The 18,302-nt window shown below is 38.3% G+C and carries 10 protein-coding genes; 1 reads left to right on the forward strand and 9 read right to left on the reverse strand.

The features are described 5' to 3' along the window. Window positions 1–384 precede the first annotated feature (384 nt). Entirely contained in the window at window positions 385–2,178 is a 1,794-nt protein-coding gene (gene polX, locus B154_RS0112455) for a DNA polymerase/3'-5' exonuclease PolX (RefSeq protein ID WP_018614584.1), read from the forward strand. A gap of 283 nt (window positions 2,179–2,461) precedes the next feature. Here the strand turns inward: polX and B154_RS0112460 are convergent, their stop codons facing one another. The 9 genes from B154_RS0112460 to B154_RS0112505 form a co-directional block, all read right to left on the reverse strand. Continuing rightward, window positions 2,462–2,647 carry a hypothetical protein gene (locus B154_RS0112460; RefSeq protein WP_018614585.1) on the reverse strand — a complete coding sequence of 62 codons (186 nt, stop codon included), beginning with the start codon at window positions 2,645–2,647 and terminating at the stop codon, window positions 2,462–2,464. 430 nt (window positions 2,648–3,077) lie between these two features. Continuing rightward, window positions 3,078–3,629: a DUF6691 family protein gene (locus B154_RS0112465; protein WP_018614586.1), complete on the reverse strand. Its 552-nt coding sequence runs from the start codon at window positions 3,627–3,629 to the stop codon at window positions 3,078–3,080. Window positions 3,630–3,675: 46 nt separating this feature from the next. Continuing rightward, on the reverse strand, window positions 3,676–4,239 hold the full coding sequence (locus tag B154_RS0112470; RefSeq protein ID WP_018614587.1) for a YeeE/YedE family protein: 564 nt from the start codon (window positions 4,237–4,239) through the stop codon (window positions 3,676–3,678). 90 nt (window positions 4,240–4,329) lie between these two features. Further along, complete coding sequence (locus B154_RS0112475) at window positions 4,330–6,027, reverse strand: bifunctional metallophosphatase/5'-nucleotidase (protein ID WP_018614588.1); 1,698 nt, start codon at window positions 6,025–6,027, stop codon at window positions 4,330–4,332. Between the two features lie 234 nt (window positions 6,028–6,261). Then, window positions 6,262–7,278, reverse strand: a complete 1,017-nt coding sequence (locus B154_RS0112480; RefSeq protein WP_018614589.1) for a c-type cytochrome — start codon at window positions 7,276–7,278, stop codon at window positions 6,262–6,264. A 598-nt stretch (window positions 7,279–7,876) separates the two neighbouring features. After that, the gene (locus tag B154_RS28435; RefSeq protein ID WP_018614590.1) at window positions 7,877–8,332 is read right to left on the reverse strand and encodes a BLUF domain-containing protein; all 456 of its coding nucleotides are present in this window, start codon (window positions 8,330–8,332) and stop codon (window positions 7,877–7,879) included. Window positions 8,333–8,615: 283 nt separating this feature from the next. Beyond that, window positions 8,616–15,455 carry a DUF4082 domain-containing protein gene (locus tag B154_RS33070; RefSeq protein WP_018614591.1) on the reverse strand — a complete coding sequence of 2,280 codons (6,840 nt, stop codon included), beginning with the start codon at window positions 15,453–15,455 and terminating at the stop codon, window positions 8,616–8,618. Between the two features lie 364 nt (window positions 15,456–15,819). Beyond that, window positions 15,820–16,320, reverse strand: a complete 501-nt coding sequence (locus B154_RS0112500; RefSeq protein WP_018614592.1) for a hypothetical protein — start codon at window positions 16,318–16,320, stop codon at window positions 15,820–15,822. Window positions 16,321–16,496: 176 nt separating this feature from the next. Beyond that, a complete protein-coding gene (locus B154_RS0112505) occupies window positions 16,497–17,387 on the reverse strand; it encodes a class I SAM-dependent methyltransferase (RefSeq protein ID WP_018614593.1) in 891 nt (296 codons plus the stop codon). Window positions 17,388–18,302: the final 915 nt, after the last annotated feature.

Consider the following 18,302-nt stretch of genomic DNA (forward strand, 5'->3'; position numbering starts at 1 on the left):
CCATTTAAAACAATGATGAGTTAAAGGCAATGATATGATAGTTGTCAGTCTTTGAAGTTCCCAGTCTTTGCACTGGCCCAATAAGATTTATAGCTTTATGCCCGGGCTTTACAAGATTCTACTTCGTCAATAATTCTCTGTTCAATCCTACTTTCTTTTGTATAGATGCAACGTCATCAATGTTAGGAATAGTAATGGTTTAGAAACAGCATTATCGATAAATTATGAAACGTTCCCGGTGTTTTAAATTCCAGTGTTCCCTTCACTAATCAGTATAGAATAATTAGGGTACATGTTTGGGTATTGAAATTCTCTGATAACAATCACTATCTGGTTTGATGATCCTCATTCAAAACAAAGAAAAAATTGTGTTGCTTTAATCACATGAAACAAATGCTGGAAGACAGAAGGTATAATCATGAGCTTGCTGATATTTTTCACCGCATGTCAGCTTGCTATAAATATTTAGGCCCTCAACAACGTTTCCGGGCTATAGCCTATGAAACTGCTTCACGAATTATTGATGGGTTAAAGGATGATTTAAGTATGTACCCTTGCGATGTAAAGTCATTGGATAAGTTGAGCGGTATAGGCGAAAGCATTGCAGAAAAGATAGTAGAATATTTGAAAACCGGGAAAATTACTGCTTATGAACAATTAAAAAACAAAGTTCCGGAAGGTCTTTTAGAAATGATGGATATAGCCGGATTTGGCCCCGCAACCGTAAAAATAATTTATGACAAATTTGGTCTTACAAATAAAGAAGAAGTTATTGATGCCATAGAAGCAGGTAAATTAAAAGGCGTAAGAGGATTTGGTTTAAAGAAGATTGAAAATTTAATGAGAGGGTGGAAGCTGTATAAGCAAGGGCAAGAAAGAATGTTGTTGTCAGAAGCACTGGAGGTTGGAAATGAGTTATTATCTAAAATCAGGAAAATAGAAGGTATAGATAAAGCAGAACTAGCGGGTAGCTTGCGCCGGAGAAAAGAAACGATTGGCGATGTTGATATTGTTGCCTGCGCTAAAAGAAAAGATTGGAAGAAGATCAGTAATAAAATTTTAAAATTAACTCAAGTGGGAAGGGTCTTGGCAAGCGGAGAAACCAAAGCAAGTTTTTTACTTAAGGATAGCCGCACACAGGTTGATATAAGATTGGTAAATGAAGATGAATATGGATCTGCACTAATGTATTTTACCGGATCGAAAGAGCACAATGTAAAGCTTAGGACATGGTCAAAAAGTAAGGGCTGGAAGTTGAGTGAGTATGGTGTGTTTGACGCAAAAACAGATAAAAGGCTTGCAGGGCGAACTGAAGAAGAAATTTACAAATGGTTTCATATGCAATATATTCCTCCTGAACTAAGAGAAGAAAAGGGAGAGATTGAATTATCAAGAGAATATAAATTACCAAAGCTGGTTGAATTGGATGATATCAGAGGCGATCTACACATGCACAGCAAATGGAGTGACGGAGCAGAAGAAATTGAAACGATTGCACAATTTATTTTAAAAGAGTTTACGCGTTATGAATATATTATTATTACAGATCATTCGCCGACTGAAAGAGTAGCAGGTGGCTTGCAACCGGAGGATTTCAAAAAACAGTTTTTGGAAATAGACAGAATAAATAAAAAACTTGGGAAAAACTTTATAAAAAAAGGAGTTGAAGTAGATATTCTTTTAGATGGCAGTTTGGATTTGAATGATGATGTACTTAAGCAGTTTGACTGGGTAATAGCGTCTATACATACCGGTTTTAACCGGGATAATACAGAAAGGTTAGTAAAGGCTTGTCAACATCCTTCTGTTAATTGTATTGGACATCCAAGTGGACGGTTGATTGGTAAGCGTGAACCATATTCCATCGACTTTAAAATACTATTTAAAAAATTAGCAGAAACAGGAACTGCTATTGAGATTAACTCGCAACCGGACCGTCTCGATCTGAAAGATGATTTTGTGAAAGAAGCCGTTGAGCACGGAGTTACCATAACAATAAGTACAGATGCACATATGCTTAGCCAATTTGCATTTATGGAACTTGGCGTATCAGTAGCAAGACGGGGGTGGTGCACTCAAAAACATATTTTAAATACTCAATCATGGCACTCAATTGAAACATTTAAGGAATACAAAGCTGGCTTTGCAGCCAAAGAGTCCAGCACCATTAATCATTAATTTTTCCGAAAGGTATGCGTAGTCTTTAGAACTAAAATTACGGTTTCTTATACGAGTACTGAAGTATGTATTTATTGAAAGGATTTTAAACGGCATGATTTAGCTGCTTCCTAAGTACGTAACACCAGCTTTTTACTGCAAGACTACAGGACAATTAAAAATGTTTCCAAAACTGCAAAAGTAAAATAACCGAAAGGTTGTCAATAATGATGGTTGAAGTCACAATTGTTTAGATTATCTCCGTTAATATTTCACTTCAAAAGATAGAAAAGGTATTAAAAATTTATTCCCCTTCACCAGGGGGTGGAATTTCAGAAGGTGGTTTTTCGAAAGGCTCTTCCTCTGGAATCTCTTCCGGCTCTTCTTCCGGAAATGCTGGATTTTCGGGAATGTGTTCAGGATGTATTTCAGGCTCTTGATCTGGAGATGGAATTTCGGCTGGTTCTTTCGGTTGTTTTTTTGTTGCCATAACAGCTTTTTTAAATATTATCTGGGAAAGAATTAAAGAGAAGGGGAGTAGAGCTCCATTTTTTAAACCTGTTTTTCTTATTTATTCTTTATTAAATAATTGTAGATTTTTCTCATTTTATTCAACTCCTTCCTATAGTCTAAAATAATAAGCTTATCAGAATAAATTATAAACGATTTTATTTAAATTTATTTTAAGTAAAATTGTTCATTCTGTTTGTTCCCTGCTACTTCCCCCTTCCCATAACGGATGACGATAAGATGTAAAGCAACCGTTTGCTTAGCTTTTGGCAAATGATGGTTGTCAGCAAAAGATGTGTTTCAAATCAATTAAATTGAGCTTTTAGCATTATTTCTTCATAACAGCTTTGGGTTTATGTTCTCTCTGAACCTTTTTAAAACAGTTAATTAAATAGTTAATTAAATATTGTTTAATGTGGCAGCCTGTCTCTAAAATATCCATAAGTCCATGTTCCGGCAATTGCGCTTACAACAACTACGGCAACCACAAACGCGCCTGTGCCGATCTGTGCAAACAATGGTCCGGGACAAGCCCCAGTTAATGCCCATCCTAAACCAAATGTGATACCGCCAATGATTTGTCCTTTGTTGAATTTTTTTGGATGAAACTCTATGGGTTCTCCGTATATTGTTTTCACCTTAAATTTTTTAATTAACCAAACTGATATCATACCCACCACCACAGCAGTCCCTATTACTCCATACATATGAAAACTTTGAAGTCGAAACATTTCCTGTATACGAAACCAGGAGATAACTTCAGCTTTTACGAATACTATCCCGAATATAATTCCTACTAAGGAATATTTCAAATTATACCACCAGGGATGTTGCTTTTGAGATTCATTTACGCAAATTGTATCTAATGAACGTACTTCAAAATCTGTATTTACAACATCCCCTCCTGTTTTTTTAAGAGTGGTGGTATCTTGGGGGATCTGTTTATTTAAAATATTTTCCATCAATTTTGTTTTTATGTTTTCCAAATGTTTATAACCGAAACGTTAATTATAATCTGAGAATAAAAGGCAAGAGAAGGTTAGCCATAATAAAACCGCCTATCATAAAGCTAATGGTAGCTATCAGAGAAGGAACTTGTAAATCACTAAGGCCCATAATAGCATGACCACTTGTACAGCCACCAGCATAGCGTGAACCGAAACCTACTAAAAAACCACCCAAAACCAGCATGATAAAACCTCTTATAGTAAACAGCGATTCAAAAGAAAATAGCTGGCGTGGCACCATGCTGCTATAATCATTAATACCATATGTGGATAGTTCTGCCGCAAGTTTTGGATTTACTTGTATGGGAGCAGGATTATTTAACAGGGTAACGGCTAAGAATGCTCCTACCAGTATACCTCCAATAAAGAAGAAGTTCCAGATTTCCTTTTTCCAATCGTACTTGAAAAACTTGATATCAGCTGGAAAACATGCAGCACAGGCATGCCTAAGATTGGCAGATATACCAAAATGTTTATTACCTAATATAAGTAATGCAGGAACTATCAGTCCTATTATCGCTCCTGCAACATACCACGGCCAAGGTTCTTTTAACAACTCTAACATAATAGTGTCTTTAATTGAAGTGCAAATTTCTTTTAATGGTACAAGTTTGCGTGTGACAATTGTCACACTTAGTTTCTAATTGCAGTGTTTTTAAACAAAATTATAATCCACTCCGAATACCTGCGTCAACATGGTTGAAGGTGCATCTAATATAATGGCGTTGCCTTCTGGTGTAGGTGTAACAGGAGAATTGGCGATCAGATATTCCTTCATTACTTCGTGTAAAGTAAAGGGTGTATTGGCAGCTTCTTTTACATTCGGAATACGGCAGAGTATGTTTTCAGCATCGCCCTCACGCTCACATGCACTCAATAAATACATCTTTTCTTCATCCAGTTTTTCACCATTTACAGTTACTGCTTTTACCCGGCTTCCCATTTCTTCAAAAGCTTTAAATTCAACCTTCATCCCTTTAAATTTCACTACCCATCCGCCTAAACGTTTTGACGCATCTTTTGCAAAAACGTTATTCAATTCTTTTTCTAACCAGTCTTTTATTTGTTTGCCCGATGCTTTTGCAGTTCTTACAGTCGAATCAACAGGTAGCATATCGAATATATATCCTTCTGTTATTGGAATGTTGCCCGTTTCATCAGGAGTGATGTTAGGTGGACAAAAACGAAATCCGTTTGACAAAACAATATCAGGCTTTACCTTCCACATTAAAGCCTCAGTGATCAATGTATCAATCGTGTTTTCAACCACGAAGTATCGGTATAGCGGGATTGTGCTATAGCCTATTATATTAGTAATGTTTTCTTTAAAAGGTTGCTCTTGCCTGGCAATAATTGACTGAATATTGGCAGAAGGTTTATATCGCTTTGTATCAACTTCATCAAGATTATATTGCTCATTTATAATTTTGCCATTTTCAACCAGCAGGTCAAGGCGACCTACAAAAGAACCAAAAGCGCCGGGTTCAACCACTTTGCTATATTTACACTGTATTGGCTTGCGGACTCTTTCATGGGTGTCCCCACCAAAAATGTAATTGATCCCTTCGCATGCGGCATTGTTTGCCAAAGCTATCTGTTGTGATAATCCTAAATGTGATAACAGAATTACGAAGTCGCATTGCTCCTGTTCCCTCAAAATTTTTGTGTAGTAACGCAGGTTTTCTTCAGGTTGAGTATAAATAATTCCTTGGCTGTAAGCAGGTGATTGACGAATGGGAACTAAAGGGTCAGTGTAACTGACAAACCCAATTTTTACACCTGCCGCGCTCCACGTGTAATAAGGAGGAAAAATCAGCTCGCCTTTTTTACCTTCGCCCAAATCGTGATACATGTTAGAGCAGATTTTAGGAGCTTGCAAACCGCCCATTAGTTTTAGCATGTTTTCTTTATAATATACCACCTCCCAGTTGCCGGGAATGTAAAGGTTATAGCCAAGGGCATTTAAGATAGGTTGTAAAGATTTCCCGGTAGTTTTTACACTCAACTCACTTCCCTGAAACATATCGCCAGTATCGATGATAAAAGTATTTGAATTCTTTTTGCGGGCTTTGTCGAAATAAGTTGCAAGATTTGCATACCCGCCAGTCTTACGAAAGACAGATGTATTATTCTCCCAAAACAATTCATCGTGAGGGTGTAGCTGGCAATGTACATCTGTTGTTTGCAGCAAAGTAACGACTTGTTGTCCTGCTTTTATTTCTGCGTTTAGTTCTCCCGTATTTTTCTCTTCGTCTTTTGCAGAAGAAAATGCTGAAAGAGGATTAACTGTAATTCCTAATCCTGCAAGCGTTGAGAACTTTAAAAAACTTCTTCTTGTGTTTTCGTTTTGCATGGATTGTATTTTTTGGTTTTTCGTATTTTAATTTTTAATACTAGCATATATTGGATAGCACATTTTCATTTAGCCTGACATGAACGTATTGCAGAGTCTCAAAAACTGCATAAGGAAGAAAATAGAGCAATTTTCTTAACCTTTAATTTATTTGTTAAGTGCAATTTGTTGCTGTACAAGAGTGCGACGCAACGGAAGCATTATCTAAGACAAGAAGCATGATACATAACAAAACTATTTTGACTTCTGCTCGATTTTTTTCATTTCTGCACGCTTTGCGGCAATTGGTTTGAAAGGTCCGTACTTGTGTTGTTCTTCGGTAAAATCATCAGCAAAAGGTCCAAACGGATAGTCAATAGGTTTTCCGGAAATATTTGGCCAATCGTTTTTTAGGTTAGCTTTAGGACGAGGTTGTGAATTGACAAAAGCTGCTACATCCCACGCTTCTTCATCAGTTAATACAGTAGCCTGGTGCGAGGCCTGATTAAATGGCATATTATCTTTTACATATCCTGCAAATCTTGATATTCGATATAAGCCTGCTCCATTATTATAACTGTGTTCACCCCATAAAGGCGGAAAAACAAAGCCGGTATCACTTACATTCTTCAATCCTTCTCCTTTGCCTCCATGGCAACTCTGGCACTTTTGATTGTAAACAATTTGTCCTTTTGAAGGACTTGCTGCCCGTTCTAAATAAATGAGATCCGTAATGCCTGTTCCTTTAGGTTTTACTCCCTTTTTTACATCTTTTCCCAACCATTGCATATACGCAATAATAGATTTCATTTCATAACCTGTTGTGTCAATCGCCTTACCATTTAAACTTCGTTCGAAACAATCATTCACGCGTTTGGGAATATCTTCTATTGTACCACTGCGTTCTCTAAACTTTGGATAGGTCGAAGCGACTGCTCCATAATTGTTGGCCCATGGTCTTGTGCCTGCATCGAGGTGACAGTTCTGGCAATTCATTCCATTGCTAATTGCATTTATAGAACCATGAGGGCCAAAGTATTTTGAGGTATTTGCAATAAGTTGTCGTCCATAACTTACCATTTTACGTTGTTCTTCAGTTAAATTATTATCAGAATTTAAAACAGGGGCTACCCAATAACCAGGACTTGGTTTTTGGGTAATAATTTTATTTGAAGGCTTGTTGTTATTAGTTAGCATAGCTTTTCCAATAACAATAGCAACAACAAGAAAAACCAGGTAAATCGGCCACACTTTCTTCAAATTCTTTTTCATATCCAATGCTTCTTTTTAATCATTTAAATACTTTTTTGAAGTAGTATAAACATTAAATAAAATTCGCTTTAAGTTTTATCGTTCATGGTGACTATTGTCACATACGTATTTTCAGAATAATAAAATAAAAAATTTAACAAAAACAGTTGTCGCGTTATAACCTTCTATTCTTAATTTTTTTTTTCATTTGATCTCTGCGTAATTCTATTCTAAAACCTTTTGAAATATTAATCAAAAATGGAGGAATATTGAAATAATTATTTAATTATAATTAGGTTTCAAAGGCGAAAATCATTTTTGTACCTCAAATTTAATGATTACATGACTAAGGTAAGGTCTGCAATGTGTTATTTAAGAATTAGGCGCATGCATGTTATCGCCCATACCACAACCGATAGTAAGTATTGCAGAACAATTAGTACTTAAGCAAGCGGATTTCGGATGGCTACGATCAGCGAATGAAGGTTCAAACATTTACGGCGGTACTTTGCTTACAGAATATTAATAAGCTTGTTTGATTTGGGAATAGAGGAAAAGATAAAATTAAAACGACTTCTTTTTATATTAGTAAGAATTAATTCGCGCATTTAATTAGTTGTCATTGGTTTTTTAAATCATGTGCGACAATTTCGGATCTGAAATTAACGCTCATATAAGAATTTACCATGGTATTTATTTTCCGGTTACTGTCTTTTAAGTGGGAGAGGAGGAGGGAAGAGTCTAACTTAAAAAATCCGGCTAATTTTTTCCATTCCGCATCTGTAACTGTTTTAAATCCCATTGACCAATCCGGGAAATTTCGTTGATCAGTTAAACCTGTAACCATTTTAATAATATTATGATGACGGGTGTCGCGTTCTATTGTATCATAAAGAGTTTGCACAGTTTCTTTATTGCCTTCCAATATTTGAAGAATACTTCCCTCATGGTACAGTAGAAGGCCGGTTACATTTTTACTTGTATTATTTAACCTGCTTTTTAATAAAATATCAGAAAGATCAGATTTGGTGTATAATCGTTTAGCGGAACTTAAGTATATAAGGTAAGAAATCACGGTTCAAATTTTCTTAATAACGCTTTTTCAATAAACCTTATTGCAAGGTTTATTTGTACAATTTTAAGAGCCCGAAGATTATTTCAAAATCTTCTTTTATGTCAACAACTTTTTAAACTTATTAACTCTTATTTCAACCCATTTTCTTCTTGCAGTTTGTTTAACACCTGCAATGTTTTCAAAAACTTTCTAACTCTTTTAATCCGGGAGAATTTTTGTAGATAATGAAAAAGGCTGCCTTTTTGGGACAGCCTTTAAAGGTAAACCGAGATTTAGTATCGAATTAGGGAGATATTTTTTCGACTTTTACTGTTACTTTTTCATCGCCTTGTATTGCCTGAATATAGTAAGAACCTGGACGATATTTATGACCAATTGTCAATGAGTTACCAGCTTTTACTCCTCCTTTGGTTTCTACTACTTTTCCCACAGCATCAATGACCCTTACCTGAATTAAGCCTTTATATGCACCTGCAGTAAGTAGCGTAAAGTATGAAGCTGTTGGATTAGGCATCACTTTTACAGTTAGCTTTTGGTCTGCCTGTTGAGCAGCAATTGTAGATTTTGCCGCAGTTGTCGGCTTAAACAATACATCTACCCAGTAGTTTGTACTGTTATATGACGATGTAGGAAATCCTGTGGTACCGTATTTATAAACACCGTTAGCTCCACTCACTCCTGCCTGTAAAGCAGTGAGCGAGCCGTTGGTAACTCCCTTAGAGGTAAAGAAGCCTTCGGTTGAGGCATATCTTCCGGAACTGGAAAAATAAGATGCTACATAAGTAGTATTGGCAGAAATAGTTACAGGGGTTGTAAATCGCACCTCCTGCCAACCACTGGCTGTTTCATTAACAAATGTGGCGGAAGCCAGTTTAGTACCGGTAGAAGTCCAAAGATTGCCGGTATGAGTTCCTGTATTATTTATGCCTTTATAAAAACGAATGCCGGTAATGGTACCAGTTTGTGAAGCACGAAACTTGACTCCTACTTCAATTGTTCTTCCGTCATAGTCATTCGGACTTACAGGAGAACCGGTGTTTCCCCAAACACTTTGCTCTGTAGCAACAGGGCAACCTTCGTCTATAGTACCATTGCAGTTATCATCAATGCCATTGCCACAAATTTCTGCTGCTGCAGGATTAACGCTGGACAGGTTATCATTGCAATCTGTATTGTTCGACACATATCCTACCGGAGCTGTATTTGCGGTTATACTGATGCTAGGATTACCGTAACCGTCATTATCCGCATCTTTATAGAATAAAGTGCAACCTTCGTCTATTCTGCCATCACAGTTATCATCTATTCCGTTACCACAAACCTCAGTTGCGCCAGGATTAATATTCGCAATGTTGTCATTGCAATCTCCGCCGCGAGCTACATAACCCGCAGGAGGGGTACAAGCACTAATAGTAACGGCAGAATTACCATACCCGTCTGCATCATTATCCTGGTAAAAAGTTTGTGATGCGGATTGTAATTGGCTTTGAGTAACAGTAGCCGTACTGATACTGCCGGTATTATTACAACCATTGGCATCTGTAATACTGGTTAAGTTGAAAGTATAGGAAGAAGAAGGTGTAAATAGTACATCTACCCAATAATTGCCACTATTATAGGTTGAAGTAGGAAAGCCTCCGCCGTAAATAAACACACCATTAGGACCATCTACTCCTGCGGCCAAAGCTGTCAGCGAACCATTGGTGACACTAGTACCGAAGAAGTTGGCAGTTAAGGCATAACCACCAGAATTTGATAAATAGGAGGCTACATAAGTTGTATTGGCAGAAATAGCGACTGGGGTAGCAAAGTGTACTTCCTGCCATCCGCTGGCGCTCTCAGCAGTAAAGGTAGCCGAGGCAAGTTTGGTGCCGGTAGAAGTCCAAAGATTGCCTGTATGCGTACCTGTATTATTGGTGCCTTTGTAAAAACGAATACCTGTAATGTTACCACTTTGTGAAGCCCTGAATTTTACCCCTACTTCTATTGCCTGTCCGTCATTTAAATTTGCATTTTGGGGCGTGCCGCTGGTACCCCAAATGCTTTGCTCAGTTGATACAGTAGCAAAGTTTTGCCCTACAATCACGTTTGAATAGGTTTGATTGTTAACTACGACAATGTAAGGTGGTACACCGGTCGCATTAGTCAATTTCAATGCAATAGATTTTCCCTGGCAGTCAGCTGGTGCCGCATTTAAAATAGCGGTTGGTTTTGTGCAAGCAGTTCCATTATAATTTGCCACATAATTTGCTGTAGTTGCAGGGAAAAAAGCATATTGAATACCTTTGACAGTTTCGGTTCGATAGCTTACAGCCGCACCATTAGCTGTAATGGTTGTTAATCTTGAGGTTTTTATTTCCATAGGGAGCATGGCCTCAAGGTTATCAGTGCCGCTTGCAGCTGTTACGGAGAAACTCAGAGCATTGTTATTCCATGTAAGAGAACTAAATTTCGAAGCATTTCGTCCATCCAGCCATGTTAGCATTTGTTTAGCAGAAACTACAGGTATATTATGGTTGGCTGCAGAATTAATAATGGCATCCGAACCGGTGGAAGCAACATTGTCAGTATGCATGTTGGCGCAGAATACTCCATAATATCCCTCAGCTCCGGTAGCTTTATTCAGCAATGAATCAACAAATTCCGGATAGACCTGTTCAGATTCATCTGTCATTTGTGTAGTTAACTGATAGTTATCAATGATAGCACCATTAATATCAGCGAAACGCATTGGCATACCTGACCCTGTAAACATTCCTGACCTGTTTTGTAGCCATTCACCGGGCCAATAGTAATAAGTGGCATTCAGTCTTATTTTATTATTCAATTCCACCTTCGGTTCTGATGCCCAATCGCTCCAGACCAGGCAATGTACACGATGCGTGGTAGGTGCTGCAATACTGGGTAATTGATTGGTAAATTGTTGTAGTTGATTAGTATAGAAATTCGGTAATGAAGTTGCTGTCCAATCAGCACAATTGGTATTAAGGTGCAGGCTAATATCAAAGCTATCTGTCTGATAACTTTTTGCCTGTGCGTCAGTGATAGGTGTGCCCGGATATATATAAGAACTGCTTCTTATCGCTGTCCAGTTCTTTACCGCATCCGCAGTATTAGATATACTTAAAGCTTTATACTGATCAAACCTTCCTGCGGTGCCTCCATTTCCATGATCATCACCTGTCATCACAATAGTTGCTTTCAGACCTTTTGGTAAGAACCAAAAGCGTGGAAGTGGCTTTTTATCTTCATTTCCTTTTATAATGATATTAGTAAGGAGATGTTGTTGCTCATCGGCCTGCGGAATAGCAACTTTATTAAGATCCACCCAATCTGGCTGGGGATCAAAAGAAGCATTGCCAAAATAAAGATCGTTTGAACGTTTTACTATATCAACTCCTCCCAGTTGACCGTCCCGTTCCTGGCCTGCCCATGCCGGGTTTCCTTGTCGCGTATACACTATAGAGCGGGCAAGATCGTAAGCAAATGCGACGGCTTGTCCGCCATTGGTACCTACATCTCGTATTGTTACAGCTGGATTGGTGGTTGCGGCTGTTGCAGACGAATAAAGAGTAGCCAGAGATGTTGCCCCGTTTAACGTATAAAGATTAGCCGGGCCGTGAAATTGAATAGTTTGTGCAACAATACCCCTGCCTTGCTCAGTACTGGTATTTACCAGCAAATACTTATCAGTCAGCGTACCAGAAACAGGAGTTATTCCTAAAAGCGTTGCTAACTGAGCATCAGGGCGCATGGCAATCAGTGTTCCTCCTGCATTTACCCAATTGGTTAACATGGTGACATTTGCAGCAGACAACGCCATCTCACCAAGAATAACAACGTCATAATTGTTGAGATCGGTAGCTGTTACCTGCGAAATATCTTTAGCTATAAATTCATTTAGTCCTTGGGCCTTAAGAATTTCAGTGAAATACCGACTAAATGGATTAGATGAAGTACTGATAATCAGGACAGGGCCACCCGGGCCATCAGTAGAAACATTACAACCTTCATCTACTGCTCCGTTACAATTGTTATCCTTGCCATCACATACTTCGGCTGCACCAGGATAAATGGATGCATCATTATCATTGCAATCTGTATTGTTAGAGACATATCCAACAGGAGGTGTGGTACCGGTTGTTGTAACGCTGGCGTTACCATATAAATCGCCATCAGCGTCTCTATAGTAAGTTGTTGTAGTAGTGCAGCCTTCATCAATTCTGCCATCGCAGTTATCATCTATGTTATTACCACAAATTTCAGTTGCTCCGGGATGAATAGAGGCAACGCTGTCTTTGCAGTCTCCTCCCTGCGCTACATACCCGGCGGGAGCCGTACAGCCACTCACTGTAACAGCTGAGTTGCCGTAACCATCCTTATCATAATCCTCATAAAATGTAATTGAACCTGATTGTAACTGGCTTTGAGTAACTGTAGCACTGCTTATATTACCTGTATTGTTGCAACCATTTGCATCAGTAATACTGGTTAAATTAAATGTATAGGAGCCTCCCGGTTTAAACAATACATCTACCCAGTAGTTGGAGCTACTATAGGATTGAGATGGAAAACCACTTGTACCCAATTTGTATACTCCATTAGATCCATCCACTCCTGCCTGTAACGCAGTAAGTGAACCACTGGTTACACTACTGGTAGCAAAAAAGTTATCTGTTGAAGCATATACTCCTGATGTGGAAAAGTAAGAGGCTACATAAGTAGTATTAGCAGTTATGGTAACCGGAGTAGTGAAGCGTACCTCCTGCCACCCGCTGGCTGTTTCACTGCTGAAGGTTGCAGAGGCAAGCTTGGTGCCGGCAGAACTCCAAAGATTTCCTGTATGCGTACCTGTATTACCTGATCCTTTATAAAACCGTATCCCGGTAATTGTTCCGCTTTGTGATGCTCTGAATTTTACCCCTATTTCAATACTTTGTCCGTCATTATCGTTAGGATTTTGAGGAGTTCCGCTGGCACCCCATATGCTTTGCTCGGTAGAAACTGTGGCAAAGTTTTGTCCGATAGTTACATTAGAATAGTTTTGATTGTTAACCACAATGCTGTAAGGAGCTACACCCGTAGCTGCACTTAGTTTTAGGGCAATAGAATTTCCCTGGCAATTAGCAGGTGCTGCAGCTAAAGTAGCCGTAGGAGGCGTGCAGTTGCTTGCATTTGTACTTACCTGGATAGTATTGGAAGAAGTGGTGGTTTTCTCCAGGTTTCCCATATCATCCACTGCACGACTTTTAATCGTATACGTTCCATTTGCAGTAGGCGTCCATGAGTAGCTCCAGTTTGTTGTGCCATTTGCTGCAACCCAGGTTGTACCTCCATCTAAAGAAATTTCAACAGCTGCAACTACACCTGCAGTCTCTGTTGCTGTGCCTGATATTGTTACTGCAACATTTGGACTAATGGTAGCGCCATTTTTAGGAGAAGAGATGACAGTAACAGGCGCTTGCAAATCGCTTGTTGCAGTGGCGGCAACTAAACCAGTCTGCAACGACCCTGGCTGTGCCCCCATGTCAGCAAACAGATTAACGGTAGCCTGCTGCATACGTACATCTGGTGTAGAGGTGCCACGGTCATGAGTACCATCGAGGCCCCATGACCATTGCATCGTACCTGCTCCAAATACCAAAGCACCGCTATTGGCACGATATAGTGACAGTTTATGCGTGATTCCATTTATTGCTGTTTGTGACATCACAACCCTTCCTGCAGGATAGCTTCCATTGTTTTGCTCGTAATCAATTTCATAACCTAATGAACCATTTGCCAGAGTTGCGGTTTGACCGGCAGCTAATGTTGCAATAGAGGTATTTCGCCAGAATCTGTATCCTTTGTATGTAGCAGGAACGGTGATTGCCCCAGATATTTCATTCCAGCTTATTTGCCCGGTCAATGCATTTTCCGGTCTGCATCCATCGGCTGATGCAAAGCTGCATCCATCCCTCCATAAACCTGTCCATACATTAGACATTGGGTCACACTTCCCGCCACATACATTTTCTCCCAAAGTGCCCTCCTTATAACAAACAAGTGTTCTATAAGATGTATTTGATCCATCGGTACTTGGCTCCCAGCGTGTTTTCCAATAGACTTCATTACCATCAAAAAATGCAAGATGTATTCCAGCATCTCGAGCTGCTTCCACATAAGAACGCTGTTGCCCAGACCAATATTCATCGTGTCCAACTGCCAGAAATACTTTATGTTTTGTTATAAGATCCCCATGCCTGTCAGCATCTACATCTGTAGTATAGGTCATGTCATAACCATTTCGTTCCATCCAGCGCACCATCGGGTATTCCGCGTTAAACAACCAGTCTTCAGCGACGCCCCCGCCACCACCTCCATTGCGGGTATAAAACGGCCTGTTGTAGCTTACTTTCGCGGCATGACCATTTGGAAAAGTAGTGTTACCTACATACAAACTGTTTCCTCCATACGCATTATAAGCCTGCCACGTGGCATCAGCAGTTTTGAAATAAATATAAGATGTGCTCGCGTCATCACGAACTATAAAAACAATGTGACTGGCACCTCCATTATCAGTTCGGGTTAATTTTGCTATATAGATACCTGATACCACTGTTGTTGGTACGTCCCAATGCGCAGACTCCGCCCAATTGCCGCAATCTATTAACCCTGTCGTTGTATTTACTAAATCAGCTGGTTGAGTCTGTGGTAAAGCGGCGGTAATAATTCCTGTGCCCACCTTTCGTGCTCCGTTGCCCTGGTAATAACCTAAACGGTAAATATTGATTGTATATGCACTTGCATTTGTCTTTATTTTAAAACGAACAGTTTGGCCTTTATTTACACTGATGTCTGTTGCAAAACCTTGAATGCTTAGATCACCCGCTCCGCTTATATCCCATTCAGAGGCAGGATTTCCGGTAAGTTTATTTTCTGTTACAATTGCATTTTGTGCAGTGACAGAAATTGTACTTAATAGTAGCACCAGTAAAGGCAAAAATGACAGATACTTCAATGGCAGAGAAAACTGTAACTTTTTTTTTGACTTTACGAAGGATAAATAGCACAGTTTTCTTAGGTCAGTTCTACTGCAATTACCCACAAGCCGGCGGCTAGCCTTTTGTATAATTTGTTGCATTTTAATGGTTTTTAACTGGAATAATCTTGCTTATATAGAATAATGATAAAAAGGTATGTGAAGGTTACATTGAATAAGCGCTGGCACACTCTGAACTGTGCAGGTCTTTTACAGATTGATTAAACAGCCTCGGCAATGCAGATGAAAGTTGTTGCATATCCAAGCACACAAGACAAAAGGGGGGCTTTGTGAAGAATAATAAAAGTCTTTTATTAAAATAGGGGGATATATATTAACCTATAGCTAGATCTATACATATTGATACAAACAATTGCATATCGGGCAAAAGCATTTTGCAATTGTTGCAGTTACTGAAATAAATAAGTTGCTGGTTAGGTGGATAAAAGAGTAACTAGAATACTCATTATCTTCCAACCATTTTTGCAATCTTAGCAACAGGGATGGTATTGGCCAAAGCTATTAAATCATCTCTCGTATAACCAGTAGACCTTACTTTGAGAAGCGTAGCAGTCAAAGGTATTAATACCTCATAATTTATGCTACTATTTTCTCCGATTATAGTTTGAACAAGAGCTTTAAAACCATCTATTGCAATTACTTTATATTGATCTGGCTTATTAGGGGGATTGTCTAAAAAAGCATTAACACTAATTAATGAAGGGGAATTATTAATAGCTTCTACAACTACGTTTTGCTTATAGTCGCCGTAATCTCTATGAACAATAACTCCTAAAAAGCCTTTGACATCTTTTACTTTATCTTTCTCTTTCTTAGCATTTTTATCCTTCATTTTAGCCGGGAATAATTTTAATATTTCCTGGCCGGTCTTCTCATTAAATTTTTTCTGTGCGTGAAGAGTAGTAACTGCAAAAAAAATAACAGAAAAAATAAGTAATTTTTTCATAATTGTAGAAATTTAGGTAAACAGTAATGTTTGATATTGAATCATAGTTTATAACAAGTGATAGTAATAAAACCCTTCTCTGATAAAACCCAAAAGGCCGAATACGAGATTTTAAAATAAAAGATGATTAATATAAGTTAGGAAATGGTTTAGATCATCCATTTGAGCTTTCGCCTTTAATTTTGCCGAACATAATTGGCCGCTTTTTTGGCTACACACATAAGAGTTAAAGCACTATCATCTGCATTTGGGTTTCTTCCTGATAAAATGTTGCCTAATCTGTACTTAAAGTCAGCTTTGCCTTTCTTGCCTTGTAAAACTTCTGCTCCTACGGTATGATTATGAGGGAAAATGCTAACCTTAAAACCCGAAGGTTCCAGAATCGATCTGAACATTTTCCGGGTTACTCCATGTCCCGGCTTGTGGTGAATTTCACATGCCAATCCCCAATGTTGCTGATCATTTGTTTTATGAAATCCCCGGCCGACTATTTTATACCAAACTAAACGCCCGTTCCACAGCAGTTTAGCAACTCCTTTATAATTCCACGCGCTTAATTGAGGGTCATGATCAGTTATCAACATTCCTCCCGGTTTTACCAAACGGGCAGCTTCTTTCAGCACGGCTTCCATATCTTCACAGTGATGAAGAGCCGCATTGAGGGTGACTATATCTGCAAATCCTGATTTAAAAGGAAGATTTGTTGCATCTGCCAGCACGGGCAAGTAACCTAAATCTTTTGCCATTTCCAGAGATTTTGGTGCAACNTCTATACCAATCAAGAGCTTTGGCTTTCCTTTTAAGGAAGCAAAAATATTTCCTGGTCCGCATCCAATGTCTACAACNACCTTATCATTCCANTCTCCTATGGCNGCTTTCCAGCGGTTTATAAATTCATCACTTCTATGGCAGTATGTNANATATTCTTCTGCCCACTCAGGTTGATTAAAATAATAAGCATTTGCTTTTAATCCTTCCGAAGGTTGATTGATAGGGATTTGCAGGTAAGTTTCTGTTTCTTCGATTACCGCATCCGGTTGCAAAAAAGTTTTGATTTGTGAAAGCATAAATGGTGTTTACAGGTTAGCGAATAGGTGACTTTAATCCAGGTATTTATATTGAAATTTTATAGGATGCAAAGGAGAGCAGTCTGTTGAGATTGATTTCTTAAAACCTAGCCAATACTTAAATCCAATAGTGATCAATTTGAATTAAAAGAACAGAAAAGTGGAGGAATTACATGTAGTCAACTTAGCTACTCATGCTATTTATATTTTCCAGGGAGGACCGTTCTTTTAGCTATTTGGCAAGATGATATGTGAGTTTGAGTGTTTCTTCATCGTAGGAGTACAACTCGTTTTATCTGCACTTCAAATGATATGGGCAATTACGATTTTGTTATTGACCACTTCTTAATTTTCCTGGTTTATTTTCTATTCTTTTTATCGCTTAATGTTTGTTTCTACTTACCTGATTGATTATAGTTACTAATAGGACTTTTATCTATGTCGTAACTAATAACATTTATATTAATTAAAGCTTCGCCTCTTCAAGTCACACCTTGAATGGCTTCATTTTTTTATGGAATTGGTTGATGATAGAATACTCTTCTTTTTTCTAAAGTGCATCGTTATTTACCTGTCTATTTAATAAAGTTTAGTTAGTACCTTAAGACAGAAACAAAGTAACCTGTTTTCATAAGAATCAACTAAAGACGAATCCGTAGGATATGTGGAGCGGAAATAATTATCCAAATAATATCTGACATTTATAAACTTTCAATACTTTATAAATGCCTTGATAGGCAATGCATGCGCAATTATTATTCAACTATAAATCAATAAAACCAATGTCGATATATATGAATTTTCTAATACTCTTCTAGCCCTCCAAACATAATATTTTATTTTTAAAATTCAAACTCTTTTAAAAATTTTTTTGCCGAAATCTTTTGAACAATATTTACTTTCCTCCAAAAAAGG

Source organism: Segetibacter koreensis DSM 18137, assembly GCF_000374045.1.
Lineage (GTDB): Bacteria > Bacteroidota > Bacteroidia > Chitinophagales > Chitinophagaceae > Segetibacter > Segetibacter koreensis.